The 25,220-nt window shown below is 62.7% G+C and carries 17 protein-coding genes; 5 read left to right on the forward strand and 12 right to left on the reverse strand.

Annotated elements, in window-relative coordinates; translation table 11 throughout:
- Nucleotides 1-207: a hypothetical protein gene (locus tag IPM89_12065; GenBank protein QQS53600.1), complete on the forward strand. Its 207-nt coding sequence runs from the start codon at nucleotides 1-3 to the stop codon at nucleotides 205-207.
- A gap of 11 nt (nucleotides 208-218) precedes the next feature.
- Here the strand turns inward: IPM89_12065 and IPM89_12070 are convergent, their stop codons facing one another.
- On the reverse strand, nucleotides 219-1,676 hold the full coding sequence (locus IPM89_12070; GenBank protein QQS53601.1) for a catalase: 1,458 nt from the start codon (nucleotides 1,674-1,676) through the stop codon (nucleotides 219-221).
- 215 nt (nucleotides 1,677-1,891) lie between these two features.
- Here IPM89_12070 and IPM89_12075 point away from each other — a divergent pair, with 215 nt between their 5' ends.
- On the forward strand, nucleotides 1,892-5,395 hold the full coding sequence (locus tag IPM89_12075; GenBank protein ID QQS53602.1) for a sulfite exporter TauE/SafE family protein: 3,504 nt from the start codon (nucleotides 1,892-1,894) through the stop codon (nucleotides 5,393-5,395).
- Nucleotides 5,396-5,625: 230 nt separating this feature from the next.
- On the opposite strand, the gene IPM89_12080 is transcribed toward IPM89_12075, so the two are convergent.
- The 3 genes from IPM89_12080 to IPM89_12090 all read right to left on the reverse strand — a co-directional run bounded on the left by IPM89_12080 (nucleotide 5,626) and on the right by IPM89_12090 (nucleotide 12,964).
- A complete protein-coding gene (locus tag IPM89_12080; GenBank protein ID QQS53603.1) occupies nucleotides 5,626-8,739 on the reverse strand; it encodes a PAS domain S-box protein in 3,114 nt (1,037 codons plus the stop codon).
- A 139-nt stretch (nucleotides 8,740-8,878) separates the two neighbouring features.
- Nucleotides 8,879-10,000, reverse strand: coding sequence for a DUF3592 domain-containing protein (locus IPM89_12085; GenBank protein ID QQS53604.1), 1,122 nt, complete (start codon nucleotides 9,998-10,000; stop codon nucleotides 8,879-8,881).
- A gap of 36 nt (nucleotides 10,001-10,036) precedes the next feature.
- Entirely contained in the window at nucleotides 10,037-12,964 is a 2,928-nt protein-coding gene (locus tag IPM89_12090; GenBank protein QQS53605.1) for a virulence factor SrfB, read from the reverse strand.
- Between the two features lie 176 nt (nucleotides 12,965-13,140).
- Here IPM89_12090 and IPM89_12095 point away from each other — a divergent pair, with 176 nt between their 5' ends.
- A complete protein-coding gene (locus IPM89_12095; GenBank protein ID QQS53606.1) occupies nucleotides 13,141-13,893 on the forward strand; it encodes an ROK family protein in 753 nt (250 codons plus the stop codon).
- Nucleotides 13,894-14,115: 222 nt separating this feature from the next.
- Here IPM89_12095 and IPM89_12100 read toward each other — a convergent pair whose 3' ends face one another.
- The 4 genes from IPM89_12100 to IPM89_12115 form a co-directional block, all read right to left on the reverse strand.
- A complete protein-coding gene (locus IPM89_12100) occupies nucleotides 14,116-17,223 on the reverse strand; it encodes an efflux RND transporter permease subunit (protein QQS53607.1) in 3,108 nt (1,035 codons plus the stop codon).
- Between the two features lie 6 nt (nucleotides 17,224-17,229).
- Nucleotides 17,230-18,243 (reverse strand): efflux RND transporter periplasmic adaptor subunit, encoded by a 1,014-nt coding sequence (locus tag IPM89_12105; GenBank protein QQS55902.1) that lies wholly within the window; start codon nucleotides 18,241-18,243, stop codon nucleotides 17,230-17,232.
- A 103-nt stretch (nucleotides 18,244-18,346) separates the two neighbouring features.
- Nucleotides 18,347-19,024 carry a DUF554 domain-containing protein gene (locus tag IPM89_12110; protein QQS53608.1) on the reverse strand — a complete coding sequence of 226 codons (678 nt, stop codon included), beginning with the start codon at nucleotides 19,022-19,024 and terminating at the stop codon, nucleotides 18,347-18,349.
- A gap of 43 nt (nucleotides 19,025-19,067) precedes the next feature.
- On the reverse strand, nucleotides 19,068-19,859 hold the full coding sequence (locus tag IPM89_12115; protein ID QQS55903.1) for a sulfite exporter TauE/SafE family protein: 792 nt from the start codon (nucleotides 19,857-19,859) through the stop codon (nucleotides 19,068-19,070).
- Nucleotides 19,860-20,078: 219 nt separating this feature from the next.
- On the opposite strand from IPM89_12115, the gene IPM89_12120 reads away from it, so the two are divergent.
- Nucleotides 20,079-21,029, forward strand: a complete 951-nt coding sequence (locus tag IPM89_12120) for a complex I NDUFA9 subunit family protein (protein QQS53609.1) — start codon at nucleotides 20,079-20,081, stop codon at nucleotides 21,027-21,029.
- 344 nt (nucleotides 21,030-21,373) lie between these two features.
- Here IPM89_12120 and IPM89_12125 read toward each other — a convergent pair whose 3' ends face one another.
- The 3 genes from IPM89_12125 to surE form a co-directional block, all read right to left on the reverse strand.
- Nucleotides 21,374-21,964: a hypothetical protein gene (locus tag IPM89_12125; protein ID QQS53610.1), complete on the reverse strand. Its 591-nt coding sequence runs from the start codon at nucleotides 21,962-21,964 to the stop codon at nucleotides 21,374-21,376.
- Between the two features lie 15 nt (nucleotides 21,965-21,979).
- Nucleotides 21,980-22,855, reverse strand: coding sequence for a transposase (locus tag IPM89_12130; GenBank protein ID QQS53611.1), 876 nt, complete (start codon nucleotides 22,853-22,855; stop codon nucleotides 21,980-21,982).
- 194 nt (nucleotides 22,856-23,049) lie between these two features.
- Nucleotides 23,050-23,793, reverse strand: coding sequence for a 5'/3'-nucleotidase SurE (gene surE / locus IPM89_12135; protein QQS53612.1), 744 nt, complete (start codon nucleotides 23,791-23,793; stop codon nucleotides 23,050-23,052).
- A 119-nt stretch (nucleotides 23,794-23,912) separates the two neighbouring features.
- Between surE and IPM89_12140 the strand changes: the two genes are divergently transcribed.
- The gene (locus IPM89_12140) at nucleotides 23,913-24,458 is read left to right on the forward strand and encodes a Smr/MutS family protein (protein QQS53613.1); all 546 of its coding nucleotides are present in this window, start codon (nucleotides 23,913-23,915) and stop codon (nucleotides 24,456-24,458) included.
- A 12-nt stretch (nucleotides 24,459-24,470) separates the two neighbouring features.
- Here the strand turns inward: IPM89_12140 and IPM89_12145 are convergent, their stop codons facing one another.
- Complete coding sequence (locus IPM89_12145) at nucleotides 24,471-24,959, reverse strand: hypothetical protein (GenBank protein ID QQS55904.1); 489 nt, start codon at nucleotides 24,957-24,959, stop codon at nucleotides 24,471-24,473.
- Between the last annotated feature and the right edge of the window lie 261 nt (nucleotides 24,960-25,220).

The following is a 25,220-nucleotide window of genomic DNA, read 5'->3' on the forward strand; positions in this document are numbered from 1 at the left end:
ATGATGTGGCAGGATGGTTTGGCGTTGTTGATTGTGGTCATCGCCGCGCTGGTCGTGCTACGGATTTTCGTGCCGGCCGGGATACTCCGGTTCGGCGCGCGCCGGGGTGGTGGTCCCGCCACGAACACTACACCCGCCGCCGGCGGATGTAGTGGCTGTAGCGTGGGGTCGTCCTGCGCCAAGGTCCGCATCAATCCCCCATTGTGAGCTGTGTTTTCCTATACGGGAACATCGCTTAACGCAATGCCCAAGGCCTTGGCGACGCCCGCGCCGTAAGCAGGATCGGCCTTCAGGCAGTTGCCGATATGGCGGATCTGAATCTCGCGCGGTGCTTCAGCAATGGAACACGCGGTATTCTCGAACAAGACTTGTTGTTGCGCCGGCGACATCAAGCGAAACAGCGCGCCGGGTTGCGAGTAATAATCAGTGTCTTCGCGGTGGTTCCAGTGATCGGCCGCGCCCTCCAGACTCAGCGGCGGCTCGGTAAAATCCGGTTGCTCCGCCCACTCACCGTAGCTGTTCGGCTCGTAGCCCAGGGTGCCGCCGTGGTTGCCATCGACGCGCATGGTGCCATCGCGATGGTAGCTGTGGACCGGGCAGCGCGCCGCGTTGACCGGAATGAGATGGTGATTTACGCCCAGCCGGTAGCGCTGGGCGTCGCCGTAGGAGAACAGCCGTCCCTGCAACATCTTGTCGGGCGAGAAACCGATGCCCGGCACCACGTTCGCGGGATTGAAGGCTGACTGTTCCACTTCCGCGAAAAAGTTTTCCGGGTTGTGGTTCAGTTCCATCACACCTACATCGATCAGCGGATAATCCTGGTGCGGCCAGATCTTGGTGAGATCGAAGGGATGATAGGGTACCTTCGCGGCGTCGGCTTCGGGCATGATCTGCACCTTGAGCGTCCACTTCGGGAAGTCGCCCGCTTCGATGCTGTCGTAGAGGTCACGCTGATGACTCTCGCGGTCCTTGCCGATGAGCGCTTCGGCTTCCGCATCGCTCAGGTTGCGAATGCCCTGTTGCGACTTGAAGTGGAACTTGACCCAGTAGCGCTCGTTCCTGGCATTGATGAAGCTGAAGGTGTGGCTGCCGAAGCCATGCATGTGGCGATAGGTGGCGGGAATGCCACGGTCGCTCATGACGATGGTGACCTGGTGCAGCGCTTCGGGCAGCGAGGTCCAGAAATCCCAGTTATTCCTGGCGCTGCGCAGATTGGTGCGCGGGTCGCGTTTCACGGCATGGTTCAGGTCGGGGAATTTCAGCGGATCGCGCAGAAAGAAGACCGGCGTGTTGTTACCGACCAGATCCCAGTTGCCTTCCTCGGTGTAGAACTTCAGCGCGAAACCGCGAATGTCGCGCTCGGCGTCGGCCGCGCCGCGCTCGCCGGCCACGGTGGTGAAACGGGCGAACAACTCGGTTTTCTTGCCGACTTCGGAGAAGATCTTGGCTCGGGTGTACTGGGTGATGTCATGGGTGACGGTAAAAGTGCCATAGGCACCCGAACCTTTGGCGTGCATGCGCCGTTCGGGGATGACTTCGCGGTCGAAGTGCGCAAGTTTTTCCAGAAACCAGACGTCCTGCAAGAGTTGCGGGCCACGCGGCCCCGCCGTCATCACGTTCTGATTGTGGGCGACTGGACATCCGGCATTGGTGGTCAGTTTCTTTGGGTCACTCATGGTGCTCTCCTTTTCGATGGTGGATCGGTATGTTACAGGTAGTGGCAGGGCCGGCGGTGGCGGCGAGAATCCGTGTCTCGCGCATCATGGCATTCTTGTGAGTGATGCGGGCGACATTGCTTGTGGAATCCACTGTCGCAAAAAACAGGGTTTATGAAAAATCAAATATAACGAAGCAAAAGATAGCTTAAGACTATGAGGAGTCGGTCATCGTCATGTCTGCCCAGTTGACGGCACGAGCCTTTCGACGGCGCGTGCTCCGGCCGGCGGAGGGTGTATTTCTCTTTCATCCCCGCATGTTACGGCGCTTGATCCGCCGCCATCTGGGCGACGACTCATCGAGCCCGGCCATCCCGCTGCTCCGCTATTACCTGATACCGCGAGAGATCCTGCTGATCGGTCTGGAGGACGAGAATCCCGATGCGCTGTCGGTCATCGAGGGGCTCAACCTACCGGATTGGGTGATTCTTTTGCCGATGCCATCGGCCCAGGAGTTGACCGCCGAGACTCCCGAGCACTGGTTGCGTGCTTACTGGGGCCGTCGCTTCGCGGCCGAGGTGGCGCGCGCCTGGCAGATGGCTCGCCACGACAATCAGGACCAGGATTCGTTTGGCGCGCGCGGTTGGGTCCAGCAGATCGGCGAGAAGGCGTTTCGCGAGGCGCGGAGCCTGCTCGAACAGGACCAACGAGTTGTGCTGGGTTTGGACAACGAAACGCTGTGCCGTCATCTGGTTGGGTTTTTGACCTATTTGCGCTATTTCATTCCCGGCGCGCGGGCTTACTTTTTTCCGGCCATCCAGGACTGGGGCGGGTTGGATCGCTGGCTGAAAAATAGCGGTTTGGACCTGCCACCGCCCCGGCACGGCAGCCGCTGGCCGCACCTTTTGACCCGAAGTCGTCCATCCGGTTTTCACGGCGCCCCGGATTACGAGCCGGAATTGCCGCTGTGGCTACCATTCGGCCGGAACGATCCCGATTTGGCCGATGGCGCCAATACCATTCTGCCCCTGTTGGCGAAACCCGCGCCAAGCTTGCCCGGAAATGCCCGCGGCGGGACTGGTCCAAACCGGGCGGCGGCGTCATGCGACCGGATCGCCTTGCAGGTCGAGGCGCGTTGCCGGGAAGCGTTGCGGCAGGCGTCCACCCTGACGCGGAAACCGAGCTGGATCGTTTCGAGCTGGCGCGATCTGACCGGCCGCATGACGCCGGCCATGGAATGGTTGGCGATGCGCTTGAATCGCCGGTCGGTCGCGCGGGGCGATGGCGCGCCACTGGAATGGGTTCTCGACGCGCGCTTGCGCCTGTTTCATCGCGGTGTCCAGGTGGCCTTCAGGGCCGAGATGGCCGGTCGTTATGGCACGGCGCTGCGGTATCTGTGCGTGGCGGTTCACCAGTATCGGGAACTCGTCGGTATTTTTCCGCTTCCTCACAGCTCCGTCCCGCAAGGAAAGGGGGAATCCGCTTCGGTCGCGCGAATTCTGGAGGAACGACAGGAGGAGATCATCGAGGCGCTGGCCCACGGCCTCGCCGCGACCTGGAGGCTGGATGCGCAGTCCACCCGAGTGCTGGAGCACTTGATGCAACGCTTGCTGGACGAACCCGCCACCACGCGGCTCTCCAGCCCATGTTCTCGCCTGTTGCACGGTCTGGAGCGGATTTTTCTGGAGGGACGGACCGGCTATTACCGCTTGCAACCGGTCGTCTGGTTGTGGAGCGGCGGCCGGCAACCGTGGCGGCTGGGACTGCCGTTTCAGGGTCCGCTCAAGGCCCTGCGGGTCCTGAACGCCGCGAAAACCTATCTCGACCAGTCGCCGTGGTCCGGGGCCGAGGTGAGCTATTTCAGCGCGCCCTTGCGGACTCTGGGCGATCGGATCGGCCAACGGCTCCGCCAGCAGGTGCTGCCGCGTCTTCACGGTCTGCTCGATACCGCCGACTTTCTCCCTGGCGATCTTCGCCAGCAGGTTGCGCGGAACGTGCTTCAGGAAGAGCTGTTCGACATCGTGCTGCGGCGCTGGCATCTACGCTTCACCGATCTGCGGGACAGCGTGGCCCGCAACGAATTGCGGTTGCCGGACCCGAATTGGCGCGAGCTGTTGCTGGGGGATCGCCTGGCGCGTTTCAACCGCCAGGCCGGCGCCGCGCTGCCGGGGGTTTACCAGCCCGGCGAGTTTTACCTGAAGGGTTTGCAGCAGTTGAGCGCGCCGCTGTTTGGCACATCCGCCGGGCGCTGGATCACCCGATTTCTGCTGTTGCCATTCGGCGTTGCCTTCATCGGACTGGAAGCGCTGGGGTATCTACTGAGTTTGCTGCCGATGGCGCGAGGTCCGGTCCACTTGGATGGTCCGGAGTGGGTCCTGGGGGTCGGCGTGGGCTTGATCGTCGTCCTTTATACCGAGCGGGGACGGGCGGTGGTGAGCAGTCTCGGCAAGGGGTTTCGCGGGCTGTTCGCCAAGGTCTTGTATCAGGGTTTGACGCGATGGCTGCGCTGGGGTCGAACGGCCCGCTGGTTTCGCTATCCCCTGGTTCGGAAAGGTTCGCGTTATTTGCTGGAACCGCTGCTGATCGGCCTGGTCTTGGCGTTGCCGATGATCGGTGTCGCGGGCGGGTTCGGTCTCGGCGTGGAAGGGTTTCCCGCTTTCTTGCTGCTCGGTTTCACCTTGGGCAGCATCCTGCGCAACAGCCAGGCGGGGCGACGGCTATTGGATGCCGTCATTACCCGCTTCGTCGCCTTCTGGCGCCGAGTGCATCGTCACCTGCTGATCAGTCTGGTTCATTGGGTGCTCGACCTGTTCGGCTGGTTGATGCAGGGCATTGAACAGGGTTTGCATCGGGTGGACGAAGTGGTTAGTCATCACCGCGACGAGGGACGCAACATGATGATGGTCAAGGCCATCGTCGGCCCGCCGTGGCGCGCGCTCAGCTATCTCATCCATTTCTACGCGGCGGTGTTGATCGAACCCCAGATCAATCCGATCAAGCACTTTCCGGTGGTCATGGTGGCCGACAAGCTGATGCTGCCATTTTTTCCCGTGTTGACGGCTACGCTGCTGGCACTGCTGGACCCGATCCTGCCGCGGTTTCTCAGCTTGCCGCTGGCCACCGTGACCGTGTTGTTGTCGCCCGGCCTGTTCGGATTTCTGGGTTGGGAGTTGAAGGAGAACTGGAAGCTGTATCGCGCCAATCATCCTGACCGCGTGCAAGTGGCGCATTTCGGGCCGCATCGGGAGACGTTGTATACCTTGCTGCGACCGGGCTTTCACTCGGGCGCGCTGCCTCGGGCGTTTGCCGAGCTTAGACAGGTGATCGGGCAGGAAAACGAACAGGAGCGCCCTTGTTCCCAACGCTTGCGCCAAGCCGAGGCGGGCCTGAGCGAGATTTTGGAGTCTCTCCGAGCATTTGTGGCGCGCGAACTGCTGTTCGCTCTGTTGGAGCGATGCCGGGCGGCGGGTTACGAACGGGCCGATGGGGTGGTGGAACGCTTGGAAGTGGCCACGGCGGCGCTGGATGTTCGAGTGGCGCTGTATCCTTTGGGCCGGGAGGGCAGCGCGAACGAACCGGTCGTGCTCAAGCTCGGCTGCGATCTCCAAGGGGACACACTGCAAGGCGAAATCGCCTTGGAGGGATCTCTCGAATGCCTGGGCGCTGAGGGGGAAGTATGGTTGAAGGCGGAAGCGGCCTACTTTCTGGGGCGGGCGGCCTGCCAGGGTTGCGGTGTGTGAGGTGGGCAAATTCGGGTGAGCCGTCGGCGAGAAGTTATGCTTGTGACAGAAGTCCAGGTGGTAATGCGGTCGTTTGTGATGGTGCCGACGTTGCACGGTTATGTTGCGCGACTGTAATCCGCTGATTAGCCTTCAAATGCCCTGTTAAGCCGATCAAGAATGTCCAAGCCCAGTGCCACCACCGTACCCCTGTCCCCGAAATCGGCCAGAATGCCGCCAAGGATGGGAGTTCAAGTGGACAACCAGCGCGCGACGAACTCGTCTTCCGGCAACGGTCGGCCGAAATAATAGCCCTGACCGTGGGCGCAGCCCTCGCGCAGCAGGAAATCCGCCTGCATTTTGGTCTCGACGCCCTCGGCGATCACCGACAGCCCCAGGTTTTTGGCCAGTATGATGATGGCGCGGATGATAGCTTCGTTATTGGCGTCGCAGCCGATGTCCGCCACGAAGGATCGGTCGATCTTAAGCCGTTGAATAGGCAATCGCTTCAGGTACATCAGCGAGGAATAGCCGGTACCGAAGTCGTCCACCGCCAGATGGACGCCGAGCGCGCGGAGATCCTCGAGAAAACGGAACGCATCCTCGGCCTTGATAATGAACGACTCGGTGATTTCCATTTCCAGACATTCGGGCGGCAATCTGTTGTCGGCGAGGACAGCCTCGATCAAGCCGGTCATATTGCCGCATTCGAATTGCCGGATCGAGAAGTTGACGGAAATTCTGTCGATGCGATAGCCCGCCGCGCGCCACGCTTGCAGTTTCGCGCAGGATTCCCGCAGCACCCACTCTCCCAGCGTAACGATGAAGCCGGTCTCCTCGGCGAGGGGAATGAACTTTCCAGGCGGGATCAGACCCAGTTCGGGATGGTTCCAGCGGGCCAGCGCCTCGGCGCCGATCAGCATGCCGCTGGCCATGTCCACCTGCGGTTGAAAATGGACGAGCAACTCGTCGTTCTTCACCGAATGCCGCAGCATCGCTTCCAGATGCAAGCGGTCGAGGGCATGAGCGGTCATTTCCTTAGCGTACCGGTGGTAGTTATTGCGACCCTTGGCCTTGGCCTGATACATGGCGGCATCGGCGTTTTTCACCAGCTCGTCGCAATCCCGGCCGTCGTCCGGGTAATAGCTGATGCCGATGCTGGCGGAGATATGGATTTCGTGTTCCACGAGTAAAAACGTTTTTTCGAAGACGGCCAGCAGCTTGCAAGCCACCATCGTGGCATCCCGATAGCCGCCGATATCCTCGATCAGCAAGATGAACTCATCGCCGCCCAGCCGCGCCAGCGTGTCGCAGGCGCGAATCGTCTTACGCAGTTCCTCGGTCACCATTTGCAGCAGCTGATCGCCAAGCTGATGGCCCAGGGTGTCGTTGACATTCTTGAAGTGGTCCAGATCGATAAACAGCACGGCCAGGCGGGTGTTGTCGCGAGCCGCGTGCAGAATGCCCTGGGTCAGGCGGTCATTGAACAGAACCCGGTTCGGTAGCTCGGTCAACGGATCGTGATGGGCGAGGAAGATGAGTTGCCGCTCGAAGTCCTTGATCGCCGCGATGTCGGTGAAAACGCCGACATAGTGGGTGATGCAACCGGCCTGGTCCTTCACCGTGCTGATGGAGAGTAATTCAGGATAAACCTCGCCGTTCTTGCGGCGGTTCCAGATCTCGCCGCGCCATTTGCCGTCCTGTTCGAGCACCCGCCATATCTGTTGGAAAAACGCCGCATCGTGTCGGCCGGATTGGATGAGATTGGGTTTCCGGCCGATCGCTTCCTCGGCGGAATAACCGGTGATCTCGCTAAACGCCGGGTTGATCGCCAGAATGACCTGATCGGGATCGGTGATCACGATCCCCTCGGCGGCGCTTTCGAACACGCTCGTCACCAGTTGTAGCCGCTCGCGCCCCTGCTGTTGCGCGGTCAGATCGCTGTAGATCCAGACACTCCCTTCCTGGGGTCGGCTCGCATCCAGCGCCCGGCCGCTCAGGCCACCCCAGAACAGGTTGCCGTCCTTGCGCTTCAGCCACCGTTCCTCCACATAGGTCTCGCCGCGCCCCAGGGCACTGTAGGCACGTTCGCCGGTCGCCCGAAAATCCTCCTCGGTCGGATACAGGATGAGAGTTTTGTGGCCGAGCATTTCGCTTTCCGCGTAGCCGAAGAGTTCCTCGAAACGGCGATTGCACAGGGTGATCACGCGCTGCCTGAGCAGCACGATGCCGACCAAGGCGTTGTCGAGAATGGCTTCCTGTTGTGCCAGCAGGGACTTGAGGCGCGCTTCATCCTGCTTGCGCTGGGTAATATCGCGGACGACCGACAGCACCGCCCGCCCTTCGGCCAGCATGATGCTGCTCGACATCACCTCGACCTCGATCGGAGAATCATCCACCCGGAGATGGCGCTGTTCCATGGTGGGCAACATGATCGTCTGTTCGGAGTCCCGCAACGCCCGCAGGCGTTGCGCCACCGCCTCGTGATCATCGGGGTGAATCCGCTCCGTCCATGGCAAGCCCAGCAACTGTTCTTCGCGTTCGGCGCCTAGCAGGCGCAGCGCGGAGCGGTTGGCCATCGTCATGACACCGTCGCGATGCACGAAAATGGCGTCCGGCGATAAATCCAGCAGCATGCGATAGCGCTGTTCACTTTCCAGTAGGGACTGTTCGGCTGTCTTGCGGTCGTCGATATCGCGTGCCACCACCACCAAGCGCCGCGCATTGCCAATCTGGGCGGCACGGACGCTGGCCTCGATCCAGAACTGGCAACCGCCGGCGTCCTGGGCGCGGCATTCGAAGCACTGCGGCTCGTTGTGTTCGAAGACCCGCGCCAGCCGGTCGAGCGCCTCACGCTGAGTGGGTTCGTCCTCCGTGCAAAGGGCGCCAAAGCTCAGACACCGGAAAGCGCTCCGGCCATAGCCGAACATTTCGCTCGCCCGACCGTTGGTATACAGAATCTCTCCGGTTTGGCCGTCCTGAAGCAATACGGCGTCGTTGAGCGAATCGACGATGGCTTCGAATCGTTCCTCGTTCTCGTAGAGCGCCAGTTCCGCCGACTTGAATTCGGTGATATCCCAGACGATGGCGATGACGTCGGTCCCGGCATCTTGCTGAAACGCTTGCCCGCGCGCCATGAACCACGCCGTGCCATCGTCCGAGTCGGGGCCGCGAAACTCGGCCAGGAACCGCCCGCGCGCCGCGCACGCCTGCCTGATAATCCCCGCCACCCGCTCACTATCCTCTCGGCAGGTCAGCGCCAGCAGATCGGCGGCAACCGGTTCCTCCACCGTGACCGACCACGCGAAGAACCGCATCCGGGCGGCGTCCAGTGCCGTTTGCAGGCGAACATGGTGTTCGCGCAATAAACCATCGTGCGCGCGACCCCGGTCGAGAAGGCTTGGTTGTGTCCTGTGGAGCATACAAATTCGCTCTCAACCTAGGAATAGATGTAGTGTATTTTAGCTCACTTCGATCTCATTTCCAGGTTTGACGGTCGGTTATTCAGCGGGGCTTTGCCCAGATACGAAACGCTCGTTGCTGCTTGAGAAACTCCCAAACCACCGCCACGCCGAGCAACGCCAGCAACGCCAGCAACCCGAGTGACAGCAGCAGGTCCCGCCATGCCGTTGCCAACAGCGGCTCGCACGCCTCGGCGCGGCCGGATTCCAGCACGCCGCGGGCCGGATCGGCCGGATCGTAACGGACCTCGACCGGCGCCCCGCTTGGGTATTGGGTCAGCCGTGTTTCCACCGCTTGCTTTTCCAGGCTGGGTGGCTGACAGAAGCTCAGGCGGTCGCCGCGATAAGCGGTTCCCGCCACCACGTACTCGAATTCGATCCGCGCCCGATAGCCGGTCAGCGAAGTTTTCCCCCGGGGAATTCGCAGGGTGATCACCGAAGCGTCGCGCACCGTACCCGCCGTTGGAGGCCAGTTTTCGCTGGCGACAGCGAGTCGCTGGGCCTGGCCGAGCCGCTGGTATTCCCGATAGTCGCCGGTTGCCAGCACCGCCAGTACCCCTGTTCCCAGTACAATCAGGCCCAGCGCGGCCACCGTCATCCATATCGTCTGGCGACGGTGGCTGTCCAGAGCAACCAGCTTGCCCAGCAAGGCGCCGCCGTTGTCCTGAAGCGCGACCAGTTCCTGACCAGGCTCCAACTTGGCGCAATACAACTGGACCGTCAGCTCGTGTCGTGGCGCGCGGTCCCAGCGCCGCGCTGGGTCGAGCAGCGCAAAAAACGGTCCGCTCAACGACGGCCGGGCTCGCGTTTCAGGCTGCACCGCCACCAGGGTCCCGACGCGATTGCTCAAGCCGGTCGGCGCCAGTCGGGCACGCATCGGCGCGCTTTCCCGCAGTATTTGATTGGCCGTGCCCAAACGCCGTGTCTGCCGGCGTTCCAGGCGCCACAGCAAAGCGCCCGCCAGCGCCATTCCCGGCAACATCACCAAACCCGCAACCGCAAAAACCAACAGGTTGACCATGTCGCGGTAGGTCAGGGCGAAGCTCATCATGAATACCAGAACGCCGGCCATGCCCATGAAGAACAGCAGCCCCAGCAGGCGCAGGCGACGGCGATGCACGGCGGCCAGTTTTTGCAAGCTGGGATGCAGAGGGATTGCACTCACAAGGGTCGTGACTCCGGGAGGTAATGGTACGGGCGATCAATGGCGCGGCGCATCGCCGGTCCGCGCGGAAATCGAGAAGATGCCGGTGTCCAGCCAGTAGCCGTATTCGTCCTTGAGGGTTTGCAGCTTCAACAGCACCACGCCGCTCGGTTGCTGGTTGCCGGCGGCGTCGCTCACGTCGAGCACCTTGAAATCCAGATCGACGTTCTCGTCGGTGGAGCGTTCCAGCGTCACCTTGAGCGGCAGCGCCTTGGAGCGGGCATCCTGCGGGTGAGCGAAGGTGATCCGATACAGGGGCGAAGCCGGCCAGCGCTCGACGTTCAGTTGCCGAAACCCCAGGAATACCGGCGCGTAGAAATCGAAGGTCGCTTCCGGCAGTCGGGTCTTGCGATCCTCCAACTCCAGATTGGCGAACAGTACGCTCTCCTGCTTGAGCCGGCCGGTCTGCTCCAGCACGCCGATAAAGCGAGCGGTGGATTTCATGCCCAGATCGCGGCTACGCAGATTGAACTTATACAACTGTCCTTCCGACAGCGCGCACACCATGGCCCCAACCGCCGCCGTGGTCTTGGGGTCGCTCAGCCGGCCGCCGACCGAACGGAACGGATACCAGTCGCCGACCCGGTAGGCGTGCAGGCTGACGATGCGATCCGGCGGCGCCGGCAGCTTGGCCAGAATCGCCGCCCGCACCGCCGGCAGTCGGCAGGGTCGTCCGGAAATCAGCAGGTAGTCGCAATCGTACAGGTGGACCACCTCGCATAGATCGCTGAGCACCTGACCGAGAATGCGGCGCACCGTGGTGTCCAGCGCCAGCATGGTGGTGGCGATCGCCACCTCGGCCAATTGGAAGCCCTGACCGCCGGCGGCGCGCACCGCGTCCTCCAGAAACGCCACCACCTGTTCATGCGGTCCGGCGCCCGGCGGGTAGACATCGGCCAGTTTCAGGGTCACCGCTTCGTTGGTCGTGCTGAGATCGGTATTTTCGTAGCGATGCAGCAGCGCCAGCGCCAGCGGCAGCGCCACCTGATTGGCGAATTGCCGGCGCAGGGTGCGGTCGCGCTCGGCCTGATCGCCGCGATTGGCGCCCAACAGCCGCGCCAGCAGTTCCTCGGGGTTGGCCGCGCCGCTGTGGCGGATCGCCTCCAGCAGGGCCGGTAGCACGTTGCGTTCGATCAGCCCGCACAACACATCGTCGCCGGCGATGTTGAAGCCCTCGCGAAACTCCTGGGTGGGTTTGACCGCCGTGCCGCCTTCCAACTGGTAGGTGGTGATGATGAGGTCGGTGGTGCCGCCGCCGATGTCGATGCTGGCCAGCCGCAGGCAGGGCGCCTCGCCATGGCTTTCCCGTACCCGCCCGAACACCTCGAAGAACAGCGCGGCGTCGCCCTGGAAATTGTGCTTGATCTCGTTGTAGAGGAACACGATCTGGGTGCCGGTCGCCTCGTCCCATTGCAGGAACGATTCCGGCGCCTGATCCTCTTCCAGCCCCAGCGCCCGCCAAGTCAGCCGGATCGCGGTGTTGACCCGGCGGGTGAACAGCTTGCGCTCGGCCAGCGGCATGGCGGTGGGCAGGGTCAGAATCGCCCGTCGCAGACGGCGCGGCGCATCGGAATAGGCTCGTTCGTAACGGCGGCCGGGCGAGTTGATCTGCACGAAGGCTTGCAGCAGCACCTCGGCCACGAAAAAGCTCATCAGGGCGCCGCGCGAGAACAGGGCCGTCACCGCCGGCGGCTCACCGGGCGTCAATTCCTCGCCGTCCTCGCGCAGTTGGCCGACGAATGGGCCGGTGGTGACCGGGCCGCTGTCGCCGCCGGCGCCGTCCGGTCCGGGGTTGAAACGCCAGGCGTGATGGCGGGGGTCGGTGTCCCACAGATAGCGCTTGGGGCTGGACAGGCCGGTGTTGCCCTCGGTGCCGTGGCTGAAATAGGACAGGGCCTGCGCTTCGAAACCGATCCGGGTCACCGTCGGCCACAAGAAGGCGCTGCGACCGCTGCGCCGCGACAGTTTTTCGTCGCCGAACCCACCGCGCACGAACTCGACCCGACTGGGGAACGGTTCGTCATAGACCCGTTCCGGCTGGCTCAGATCACGCAATTCCAGGCGGTAGCTGTCGTTCATGTCCACCGGATCGTCGCCGCTGCTTTCCATCAGCATGCCGCAGGTGCGGGAATTGCCGATGTCCAGCACCAGATCCACGTCCACCGGCCGGTTGAGCCGGGCGGCTGGCCCGCTGTCCACGAAGGTGAAGCGCAGCCGCGGGGGTCGTACCGCTCGTTGCAACAGCGTCAGCACGGTGAGCCAGGCGGCTGGCGCGTCCGGGCTGGCGCGCAGTTCGGTTTCGTCCACCCGGCGCGGGGCGCGGCGACGCCGTTCGTAGGCGTAAAACCGCTGGTGCAGCCACTCGCGCACCCATTCCTGCTCCAGAAACCAGCCGGTGTCGGCTTCGGCGTCACTCAGGGCGAATTCCTCGCCGGACTGCATGTCCAGCGGACTGGGAGCGAGATAGGGCCGGCCCTCGCGGGTCGGTAGCAGTTGCGTGTCGAACGCCAAAGTGACGCGATGGGTGTGGCCGTCGGCGTCGGGCGCCGGCAATTCCACCAACCGCGCCCGCGCCCAGTTGACCGGTCCCTTGTCGAACAGGTGGTGACCGTCCGGGTGCGGCTCGCGGATGCGTGGGAACGGCAGCGGCAGCCAGACGCCGTCGAACAACGCGGCGGCCTTGGCGGCGTTGAAGGAAAACACCTGTTCCGGCTGGGCGGTCCGGCCGTCCTGGGTGATGAACTGGCCACTGGCATCGTCGGCATACAGCGCGGTCAACAGCGGCCGTCCGTCCGCGCCGGATTCCGTCAGAAACGCCCGCGACACCCGTGTTTCGTGGAGATTGCAACCGAAATCCAGAAATTGGATGGCGGTGTTGGGTATCAGATTGATCAGCGGGCTGTAATTCTTGAGCTTCGCCAGCATGGTTCCCACCTTCGCGCTGCGTTTTCCATCGGGATCGGTTTCCTCTATTTTACCCGTATTTTCGCGTTCTCCTCGGAAAAGTGGGTGGAGGGGCGGTCGCGCCGCCAATCGGTGGATCAAGTGGACCCAACAGGCGGCATCGTTGCATAAAGATTGAAAGGGGATGGCAAAATATCATGAAGATCCTAGGTATCGACGTGGGCGGGACGGGGATCAAGGGCGCCGTGATCGAGACCACGACCGGTGAGTTGCTGAGCGAGCGTATTCGTATCGAATCGCCTCGTCCGGCGACCCCCGAGGCTGTCGGCATCACAATCCAAGATCTTATCGATCAACATCATTGGTCCGGCCCCATCGGCATTGGATTTCCAGCCGCCATCCAGCATGGTGTTGCCCGTACCGCGGCGAACATTGACCCTGCTTTTATCGGATTGCCGGTGGCTGATTACTTTTCGAAGCAAACCGGCTGCCCGGTCCAAGTCGCGAACGATGCCGACGTTGCCGGGTTGGCCGAGATGCGGTTCGGCGCCGCCAAGGATGTGGCCGGGGTGGTGCTGATTGTCACGATTGGCACCGGTCTTGGAACGGCCCTGTTCAGCGACGGCCAACTACTGCCGAATACCGAGCTGGGCCATATCATGCTCGATAACGGTTTGGTGGCCGAACGCTACGCTTCGGAAGCCGTGCGTGACGCCCAGCAGCTCAAATGGAAAGACTGGGGCGATCGACTCAATCGTTACTTGATGACCATGGAAAAACTGTTCTGGCCGGACCTGATCGTGCTCGGTGGCGGCGCCAGCAAAAAGCTGCATAAGTTTGCCCCGAGGATTACCGTGCAGGCTTCTGTCGTGCCCGCCCAGTTTCTCAATCTGGCCGGCATGATCGGTGCGGCGCTGTTCGCCGGGGAAAACCTGGGAGCCACGAGATAAGCTCCTGCATGATGAGGGGGCACTTGCACCGTGGGCCCCGCACGCTGAAGGTATAACGGTCGGCTCAGCCTTCAAGATGAAGCCATTCGACCGCTACTCAGGCGTTGGCCCTGGATATAGCGCTCCTGTCTGACAGGTGGAATCACCGGTTCGAACCACCCCGGCGCTGTGCGCCACCCCTCCTTATCCAAGGGGGGAGATTCCACGGCCGGGCTGGGAGCGCTATATCTCCACCGGTTCAGTCGTCATCGCCTTCCGCTCCGCCAGTTCCGCCGCTTCCTCGGCGCTGTGGTGGACCTTGCGCGCTAGCAGGGTATAGGCCACCGGCACCACCGACAGGGTCAGCAGCGTGCCCAGCAGCAGCCCACCGACGATCACCCAACCGATCTGCTGGCGGCTTTCCGCGCCCGCGCCCACCGCCAGCGCCAGCGGGATCGCGCCGAGAACGGTGGCCAGCGTGGTCATCAGGATCGGCCGCAGCCGCAGGGTCGCCGCTTCCAGCACCGCCTCGCGCCGATCCAGTCCGGTCAACCGCAACTGATTGGCGAATTCGACGATCAGGATGCCGTTCTTGGTAATCAGGCCAACCAGCATCACCAGGCCGATCTGGCTGTAGACGTTCAGGGTGCCGCCGGTCAGGAACAGCGCCAGCAACGCCCCGGTCACCGCCAGCGGCACGGTCAGCATGATCACGAACGGCGAGACGAAACTTTCGAACTGCGCCGCCAGCACCAGATAGATGAAGACCAGCGCCAGCACGAAGGTCACGTATAGCGTCGCGCCGGATTCGCGGAACTCGCGAGATTGGCCGTCCAGTTCGGTTCGCGCGTCCTCCCCCAACACCTCTTTGGCTGTTTGATCCATGAAATCCAGTGCCTCGCCCAGGGTGTAACCGGGCGCGATGTTGGCGGACAGCACGGCCGAGCGCTGCCGGTTGAAGTGATTCAATTCCTTGGGGGCGACGGTTTCCCGTACCTCGACCAGATTGGCCAGCTGCGCCAGTTGCCCGTCGCGGCCACGCACGAAGATTGCGGTCAGATCGGTGGGCTGTTCGCGGTCCCGATCCTTGAGTTGCACCATCACGTCGTACTGCTGGCCCTCCCGCTTGAAGCGGGTGACTTGTCGCCCGCCCAGCAAGGTTTCCAAGGTCCGGCCGATTTCCTCGACATCCGCGCCCACGGCGGCGATCTTGTCGCGCTTGAGGACGACGGACAGTTGCGGTTTGTTCAACCGCAGATCGGTGTCCAGATTGACCATGCCGGGATATTGCCGGCCCTTGGCCAGCATCCGATCCACCAGCGTTTGCAATTCGGCGTAACTGGTCGCCTGGATCACGAACTGCACCGCCGGATTGCGAAAGCTCTGGCCCAGCGACGGGGGATTGATCGGGAACGCCAGCACGCCGGGCAACCCGCCGAACATCTTCGGCGCCAGTGCCCTGGTAATGTCCTGCTGCTTGCGCTGGCGTTGCTCCCAGGGCTTCAGCCGCACGAAGGACAGCGCGCTGTTCACCGGGTTGGGCTTTTCCAGACCCGGAGCCACGAAGGAGAAGTAGGAAATCACCTCGGGAATGTTTTTATAAAACTGTTCCAATTGCCGGGCGTAACCATCGGTGTAGGCCAGGGTCGCTCCCTCCGGCGCGACGATCACGCCGATGAATACCCCGCGATCCTCCAGCGGGGACAGCTCCGACTTGAGATGCAGGAACAACCAACCGGCCCCGGCCCCGGTGGCGAAAAAGATCAGCACGATCAACCAGCGCAACTTGAGCGCCTGGATCAGCGCGCGACGATAACCGGCGTTCATCGCCAGAAAAAAGCGTTCGCTGGCGTTGAACAGCCAATGGTGCCGCTTTTCGTGACGCAGCAATTTGGAGCACATCATCGGCGTCAGGGTCAGCGCCGTGAAGCCGGAAACAAGCACCGCCGCCGCCACGGTGAAGGCAAATTCGGTGAATAGCCGGCCGGTGTTGCCGGTCATGAACGCCAGGGGAGTGAAGACCGCCGCCAGCGTCAGGGTCATCGCCACCACCGCGAAGGCGATTTCCCGGGAGCCTTGCAGCGCCGCTTTGAACGGCCTCATGCCGCCCTCGATGTGGCGATGAATGTTTTCCAACACCACGATGGCATCGTCCACCACCAGTCCGATGGCGAGCACCAGGCCCAGCAGGGTCAAGGTATTGATGGTAAAGCCGAGGGCGTAGAGAAAGATGAACGCGCCGATCAGCGACACCGGGATGGTCATGAACGGGATCAGCGTTGCCCGCCAGTTGCGCAGGAACAGGAAGATGACCGCCACCACCAGCGCCAGGGCCTCGACCATCGTGTGGTAAACCGCTTCGATGGACTTTTCGATGAAGACCGAACCATCGTAAGCGATCTGAATCTTCATCCCTTCCGGCAGACTGGCGGTGATGCCGGGCAGCAGCGCTCGCACCCCCTGCGCCACGCTGAGCGTGTTGGCGGTGGACTGTTTGACCACGCCCATCCCAACCGAGGGATTGCCGTTGACCCGCACCGCGTTGCGTTCGTCGGCGGCGCCGATTTCGGCATAACCGATGTCGCGCAAGCGAATGGGATAACCCTTGGCTTCCTTGAGGATCAGGTCGTTGAATTGCGCCGGGGTGCGCAGATCCGATTCGGTCAGCACCGAAAATTCGCGCTGACGCGATTCGATGCGCCCGGAGGGCAGTTCGACGTTCTGCTGCTTCAGGGCGTCTTCCACATCCTTCGGGGTGAGACCGTAGGCCGCCATCCGGTCGCGGTCCAGCCACAGCCGCATGGCATAGCGCCGCTCGCCGGCGATAATGACGCTGGCCACGCCCGGCAGCGCCTGCAAGCGATCCACGACGATGCGGTCGGCGTAGTCGGTAATCTCCAGGGCACCGTGCCGGTCGCTGGAAAAGGCCAGCCACATGACGGCCTGAGCATCGGCCTCGATCTTGGCCACCACCGGGTCCTTGGTTTCGTCCGGCAACTGGCCACGCACCCTGGCCACCCGGTCGCGCACGTCGTTGGCGGCGGCGTCCACATCCCGCTCCAGCAGGAATTCGACCGTGACTTGACTGACTTCCTCGCGGCTGACCGACTTGATGGTGCGGACGCCCTCGATGCCGGCCAGCGAATCCTCCAGCGGCTGGGTGACCTGGCTTTCCATGATCTCGGCGCTGGCGCCCGGATAAACGGTGCGCACCGACACCACCGGCGCGTCGATGTTGGGATACTCGCGCACCGGCAGCCGCAGGAAGCTAATCACGCCGATCAGGATGATGGCGAGGCTCATCACCGTCGCCAGTACGGGGCGCTTGATGCAGAGTTCGGGGAGGAACATGGCGACCTATCCCTTGGGCGCGGCCGGTGGCTGATCGCCCGCCGGCGGCAACACCGCCACCGGGGCGCCGTCGCGGATCTTCAACTGCCCGTCGGTCACCACCAGATCGTCGGCGTTCACGCCTTCCAGGATTTCCACCAGGCCGGGTCGGCGCAGCCCCAGCTTGACCGGCGTCATCGCCGCTTTGCCGTCCACCACCCGGTAGACGAAAGTGGCCTGGCCCACCGGCACGATGGCTTGTTCCGGCACGACCAGGGCGTTTTTCCGCTGCTCCAGCACCAGACCGACCCGGGCGAACAGGCCCGGTCGCAACTTGTTACCCGGATTGGGCAGCCGCGCCCGCAACAGCACGGTACGGGTTTCCGCGTCCAGGGCCGGTTCGATAGCGTAAATGGCGCCTTCAAAGCTTTGCTCGGGATAGGCGTCCACCCGTGCCGCCAGCCGCTGACCCACCGCCAGCCGCGCCAGATAGGTTTCGGGCACCCGAAAATCCAGCTTCATCGCGCCGAGGCTTTCCAGCGCGACGATGTCATCGCCTGGCTTGACATAGGCACCGGGGCTGACCTGGCGCAAGCCCACGGTTCCGGCGAACGGCGCGCGGATCGCGGTTTTCTCCAGCCGGATCCGATCGAGCGCTTGCTGGGCGTGGGCCGCATCCAGCTTGGCTCTGGCCTCGTCCAGATTCTGCTGACTGGCCAGCTTCTGACGTTGCAGGTCCAAAAGCCGTTGGTAACTGAGCTCCTCCAACACCACTTGCGCGGTGCTACCGGTCAGTTGCGCCTTGTATTCATCCTGATCCAGCGTCACCAACGGTTCGCCCTGGCGCACCGTCTGGCCTTCCTTGAAATGGATGGTCGCCACCCGGCCCGCGATTTCCGGGCGGACTACCACGGTTTCATCGGCTCGCAAGGTGCCGACCGCCGTGACTTCGACATCAAGCGTCGCACGGGTCACCGGCGCGGCCTTGACCGGCAGCGGCGGCATGGTCTTCGCCTGGGCCAAGACCGCAAGAGGAGTCATTGGAAAAACAATGAAAGCGACGCCTAGCACCGCCTGTTTCAGCCTATTGTGCATGATGGTTTGTTCGCCTCGGGCGCTTGCGGGCATTGACGCAGCGCGAAATCTAGGGAAACAGCAACGCGCCAATGATGGCGTACAGCAAGGCCGGCAGCAGATTGCCCACATGAATCCGGCCGATTTCCAGCAGATTGATTCCAATACCGAGAATCAGCAGTCCGCCAGTGGCATTGATGGCGTCCAGCACCGCCGGTTGCGACAGGAACGTCAATTGCGCCGCCAATAGAGTAATGCCGCCCTGCACCAGCAGCACCGGTACGGCGGAAACCATCACCCCGACCCCCAGCGACGAGGCCAGGGCCACCGAGGCGACGCCATCCAGCAACGCCTTGACCAGCAGCACGCTGGGGTCGCCGAGGGTGCCGTCCTGAATCGAACCGACGATGGTCATGGCGCCGGTCAAATACAGTAGGGTGGCGGTGACGAAGCCTTCGACGAAGCGGCTGGAGGTGGAGCGCAAGGTCCGGCTCAGAGTTTCGGCCAGATTGTCCAGCCGCTGTTCGATGCGCAGCAATTCGCCGGTGATGCCGCCCAGCAGCAGACAGCCGATCGCCAGCAGGGCATGTTGAGCCTCCAGTGCCATGCGCAGGCCGATGGCGACCACGGCCAGCCCCAGCGCCTGCATCAGCACGAGCTTGATGCGCTCCGGCAGCCGCGTTCCGGCCGCCAGGCCGATGGCGCTGCCCGCCACCACCGCGCCGGTGTTCACCAGGGTGCCAATCACCCTCTTTTCTCCCGGCCTGTTGGCGATTTTTCGGTCATCGCATTCAGCCCAGCAGCATCTTGACGCCCACCAGCGTCAAAAACACGGCAAATACCTTCTTCAGCACATCGGTGGGCAGGGTATGGGCCAACTTCGCGCCCAGCGGCGCCGACAGCATGCTGGTCAGCGTGATTCCGACCAGCGCCGGGCCGTAGATATAGCCCAGGCTCCAATCAGGCCGGCCGGCGGCATTCAGCCCGGTGACGATGAAGCCCAGGGTACCGGCCAATGCGATGGGCAGACCACAGGCGGAAGAAGTGGCCACCGCCTGGCGAATCGCCGTGTTGCACCAGGTCAGGAATGGCACGGTCAGCGAACCGCCGCCAATGCCGACGATGGCCGAAACCGCGCCGATCACGCCGCCGGCGCTCAGCATGCCGGCCGTGCCGGGCAGATCGCGGTGCGGTGCCGGTTTGGCGCCGAACCCCATCTGCGCCGCCACCGTCAGGACGAACACGGCGAAGACCTTGCTCAACACCGCGCTGGGCAGGGCGTCGGCGATGGCCGCCCCCAGCCAAGCCCCCACGACGATGCCCGGCGTCAGCCGCCAGAAGATCGGCCACAGCACCGCGCCCCGCCGGTGGTGGGCACGCACCGAGGAGATCGAGGTGACGACGATGGTCGCCAGCGAGGTGCCAATGGCCAGATGCATGGTGATGGCGTCACTGACTTGCTGGTGATGGAAAATCCAGGCCAGGGCCGGCACGATGATCAGCCCGCCGCCCACGCCGAGCAGGCCGGCCATGACGCCGGCGAACAGGCCCAGCGTCAGGTAGAACAACAGGGTCGATAAAATTGCTTCCAAGATCGGGTTATCCTTGTTGCATCAACATTGCTGAAGAGGAGCGTCCCGCCGATCTATGGTAAATTTTGCCTCGAATCGGCCGCCGAACCCACTTAACACGCGGCGCTATTGTAAGGGCGAATCATCGGGCATGTCCCCGCCCGACAACGATCATTCCGTGGCGCCCGTTCGCCGCGGGCGGCATAAGAACAGCGAGGAGCAGGCACAGACATGAAAGTTCAAAAAATCTGCGTATTGGGTGGCACGGGCTTCGTCGGCCGGCATCTGGTCGCGCGGCTGGCCAATCGAGGGTATCCGGTCAAAGTCTTGACGCGCTATCCGCACCGGCATCGGGAAATCGAGGTTTTGCCCGGCGCGGAACTGGTCGAGGCGGACGTGCACGATCCCACGGTGCTCCAGCAACACTTCTCCGACTGTAACGTCGTCATCAATCTGGTCGGCGTCTTGCACGAATTCTCCAAGCAAACTTTCCGCGCCGTTCACGTCGAGCTGCCCGGCAAAGTGGCGGAAGCCTGCCACGCGGCCGGGGTCAAACGTCTGCTGCACATGAGTGCCCTGCACGCCGACGCCGCCAAGGGGCCGAGCCAGTATCTGTCCAGCAAGGGCGAGGGCGAACAACAAGTCATGCAAGCCAAGGACCTGGCCGTGACCGTGTTCAAGCCCTCGATCATCTTCGGGCCGGACGACAATTTCTTCAACCAGTTCGCCAATATGCTCAAGCTTGCCCGCGTACTGCCGCTGGCCTGCCCGAATTCCCGTTTCGCCCCGGTTTATGTCGGCGACGTGGCGCAGGCTTTCGAAACGGCATTGGAAAACGACGCGACCATCGGCCAGAGCTACGAACTGTGTGGGCCGCGCGTCTACACCTTCAAGGAACTGGTCGAGGATATCGCCCGGATGCTGGAGCTGAAACGGTTGGTCGTCGGTCTGCCGGACTCGCTGGCCCGGTTGCAGGGCAAGATTCTCGGCCTGCTGCCGGTGAAAATCTTCACCACCGACAATTTCCTTTCCCTACAGGTGGACAGCGTCTGCTCCTGTAACGGGATGGAAGCGATCGGCATCGTTCCTCGTTCGGTCGAGAGCATTATGCCGATGTATTTTGCTCAACAAACCCAGCGCCGCCGATACGATGCTTTCCGCAAAACCGCTCGGCGCGGATAGAGGCGGGCGGCGGCGGTAATGATTTATCCCCGTCCTGTTGGGACGGGGTGTCCTGAATCTCGACGAGATCGGATGCCCGCCGCAATGAATTGAATCGATTTCAGCATAAAGCTGGACACGAAAATCCGATGAGAATTGGTTTCCGGCAATGTGTATTGATGGTGAATCGGCCGAGTGCAAGAATCTTGAGTTAGGTTCATTTCCGCTGGCTAAAAAAATAAAAATAAATTGGTTGGTTCTCAATACTTCTACGTTATTATCCAGTGACCAATCCATTCGATTGGGGCGCTCGGCCTTGTTTATCAATATGATTGAACTATATAAGTCAATAGTTCGGACAGTTTTCAGGCGGCAACGGGATGAATGATGCCGTGATTACAAAGGATTTCATAGGCGGGGCTATTTTCGACCAAGCGCCGACCGTCGGCTAAACACGCTAAAATTTTCTTGAGGAAATATTCGTTAAAACAGCGACGTACCACGCTGGCCATGGAAAAGGGCACTGGCAGGTGACCGAGGGTATGCACCGCTTGCCGTTTGCTCAGGGAGACCGCGCTCAGACTGGCGTTGACAGGGAAGGTCAGAGCGGCGACATCACGCGCTTGGCCGTGAGTCAGGCCGGCGAACTGCGTGCTGTCGCGGAACAGCAATTCGATCTGGAAGCGGGCGACGTCATAGCGGTACAGCGTGACCGGATCCAAGTCAAGGTCGGTGCTGAACAGAACGGCTAAACCCCTGTGGTGGCGGTGGGTCACGACCACGATCCGGAGACGGCGGCGCCGGCGCGGCGCGTGGACCACCACCGTTTCCAGGATCAGCTCCGGGTCGGGGAAAGCCACCGGGGTCAAGCGCTCGCGCCGGTTGAGGTCGACCTTGCCGTCGTAGAGCCGGGGTCGACCCCGACCGGCATAGGGGCCGGTATAGAGATAGCGCAAATCGGCATCCCGCCGTCATTTGCTGATCAACTCCAGGTTCAGGGCCTTGACCCCGTCGACAAATTTGACCTTGCCGAAATAGCCGTCGGCGGTCAGATACCGCCGTGTCACCAGGTCGTGGTGGGGAATCACCCGTTGCCAATGCGCCAAGTAGGCATCGACCCGGCTCGCCTCACCCCCTCGGCCGAGGAGGACACGCCCTTGCCCTTGCCCTTGCCCTTGCCCTTGCCCTTGCCCTTGCCCTTGCCCTTGCCCTTGCCCTTGCCCTTGCCCTTGCCCCTTGCCCTTGCCCTTGCCCTTGCCCTTGCCCTTGCCCTTGCCCTTGCCCTTGCCCTTGCCCTTGCCCTTGCCCTTGCCCTTGCCCTTGCCCTTGCCCTTGGGCTGGGCGGGTGACTCGGCCGTGGCCCCGGCGTCAGCGGTCGTGGCGTGCGTGGCCGCCGGTTCGGGTGGGGTCAGCTCCGTGCTGAAGGCATAGGCGGTGTTGGCGGTCACATCCACCCACGCCAAGGTCTTTATTTCCAAGCCCGGCTTGGCCCGCCCGGCGGCGCCATTCCAGAACCGCCCCAGACCCGCAGTCCCTTTCCCACTTTTAGGGATGAAACTGGGATCGAACGCCCACACCGAGGCGTGATCGCCCGGCACCACCGCCCGGATCGCCGCCACGTTCAACCCGGCCCAGTCCAGCTCCCGTCGAAACCACCGGCTGAAGGTCTTTTCGTCATAGCCACTGTAGCGGCTCAGGTTGCGGAACGTCGCCCGCCCCGGCACGATCAGCAGGAGCATCAGCACTTCACGCAGAACCCGCTGAAGGGGTTGGCTCACCTTCAAAGTCGCCAGTACACTGTCCAGTAGCCGCATCGGGTCCTCCATCGGGTCGGTGGTTGTTCGCAACTCCACCCTACCCACCATCGACCCGGTGCGGCTACCCTCCGACCTTATACCAATTCCCGGTAGATTTTGACTTTTTAACTGGTGGGCCAGGATGAAGCGTAGCGCAATTCCAGCAGGCGCGTGGGAAGGTAAAACCTATCGAGAAACGGTATTACCCTCCTCAAAAACTGTCCGAACCATTGATCCATAAACCGTCAATCCAGCAACCACTGCGTCAGGGTGGCCAGCGCGCCATGACGAGTTAGATCGACCTGCAAGGGAGTGATGGCGACATACCCAGCACGCACGGCGTGGAAATCGGTGCCCGGACCCGCGTCCTGTTCGAGGCCGGCCGGCCCCACCCAATAGATCGGTCGGCCGCGCGGATCAGTGCTTTTGACGACCGGTTCCGATTTATGGCGATGGCCAAGCCGGACGACCCGAAATCCGGCCAGTTGCTCCCAAGGCAGGTCGGGGACGTTGACGTTGAGAATGGAATCGGGGGGCAATGGCCGCTCCCGCAAGCGGCGCACCAGCCAGACCGCCACCCGCGCGGCGGTATCGAAGTGCTGGGGGCAGGGCGATGCCTGCGAGACCGCAACCGCCGGCAGGCCGAGAAAGCGACCTTCCATCGCCGCCGCCACCGTGCCGGAGTAGATCACGTCGTCGCCCATGTTCGGTCCGCTGTTGATGCCCGAAACCACCATGTCCGGCTCGCGCTCCAACAGGCCGGTGATGGCGAGATGGACACAGTCGGTCGGCGTGCCCTCGACGCTGTGGAAGCCGTTGTCGTGGCGGGTGACGTACAGCGGGTTCTTGAGGCTGAGCGAGTTGCTGGCTCCGCTGCGGTCGCGGTCGGGCGCGACCACGGTGATCTCCGCCAGTTCACTGAGGGCGGCGGCCAGGCAGAGCAGGCCCGGCGCCTGATAGCCATCGTCGTTACTGACCAATATATGCATGTCGGGATCTATTCTCGTGGGCCGGGTGGATGCGTATCGTACCCGGCGATGCTGACGTTAAAATAACAAGCCGCCCGCCATCCCGGCCGGACGCCCTAACGACATCCAGCGAGGCGCCCATGACCAAACCGTTCGCGCTCGATCCGCGGGATCGGGAATTGTTCCGACAGAGTGTCGGTCCGGTCAAGTCGCTGCGCTGCGACCGGATCGACCCCATGCCGTCTCGTCCCGCCCCGATTCCCCGTTTCACCCAGGCCGACGAACGGCAGGTGCTGGACGACATGATCTCGGATTATTTCGAGCCGGCGGAATTGGATACTGGCGAGGAATTGTACTACCGCGCCGAAGGCGTACAGCAGGCGGTGCTACGTAAATTGCGACGCGGGCAATTCCGGGTCGGGGCGGCGCTGGACCTGCACGGAATGACGGTCGCCGTGGCCAGGGTGGCGCTGGTCGAATTTCTGCACGCCGCCCGGCGGGAAAGCCTGAGCGGCGTGCGGATCGTCCACGGCAAGGGCAAGGGCTCCCGCCATCGCGGGCCGGTGCTGAAACAGAAGCTCAATTACTGGCTGCGCCAGCGCGACGAGGTGTTGGCGTTCTGCTCGGCGCGGCCGGTGGACGGCGGGACCGGGGCGGTTTACGTGCTGCTGCGGCGACGGATCTAGCGGGATTCAAGCTCAACCGCACTGGTTCCGGCACAGATACTCTCGAGAAAACGGCAGCCAGTCGCTAAAGAAGCGAACGGCCTCGGGGTCCTGCCGCATGTTGCTGATGACATGCTCCCCCAGCGCGCCGCCGCCGATGGCGTAGTAGCCGAAAGCACCGCCACCGATGGCGATCCCACCGATGGCGCCGCCGCCGATGGCGATTCCACCGATCGCCAAACCGCCCAAGGCCAGCGTGCCGATGCAAAGTCCACCGACACCAAACAGCAGGCCAAACGCCAGGCCACCGACGGCGACGATGCCGCGAGCAATACCGCCCAGCGCCAGCACCCCGGTGGCGAAATCGCCGATGGCGACGATCCCGCGGGCGTGGCCGCGCAGTTCGCCTCTGACTGGATCGGGTCCCATGGCAATATCGTACAAGGGCAGGCCCCAGACCATCCGGCTGGATCGCTTGCGGATGCCCCGGTAGGGAAAACCGCGATTTTTCAACGCGGCCATTTCCCGTTCGAGCGTTTCGATGCGCTGCTTGAGTTGCGCGGACTCGCTTTCTTTCATCACAGCCTCCTCCACGGGATGCCGCCTTGCCGTGGTTGTTCTGGATCGATCCGGTTGAGCGAGGGCTTCAATCGGGCTGGGATTGACGAATTGTAGGGTGGATAAGCGTAACGCATCCAGTTTGTCGTTCTGCTGTTGGGGGGATGCGGCGAATGGCGCCTCATCCCCCCCTACCCATCTCGACATCATTCGAGGTCGGTTGAA

Source organism: Candidatus Competibacteraceae bacterium (assembly GCA_016699715.1).
GTDB lineage: Bacteria > Pseudomonadota > Gammaproteobacteria > Competibacterales > Competibacteraceae > Competibacter.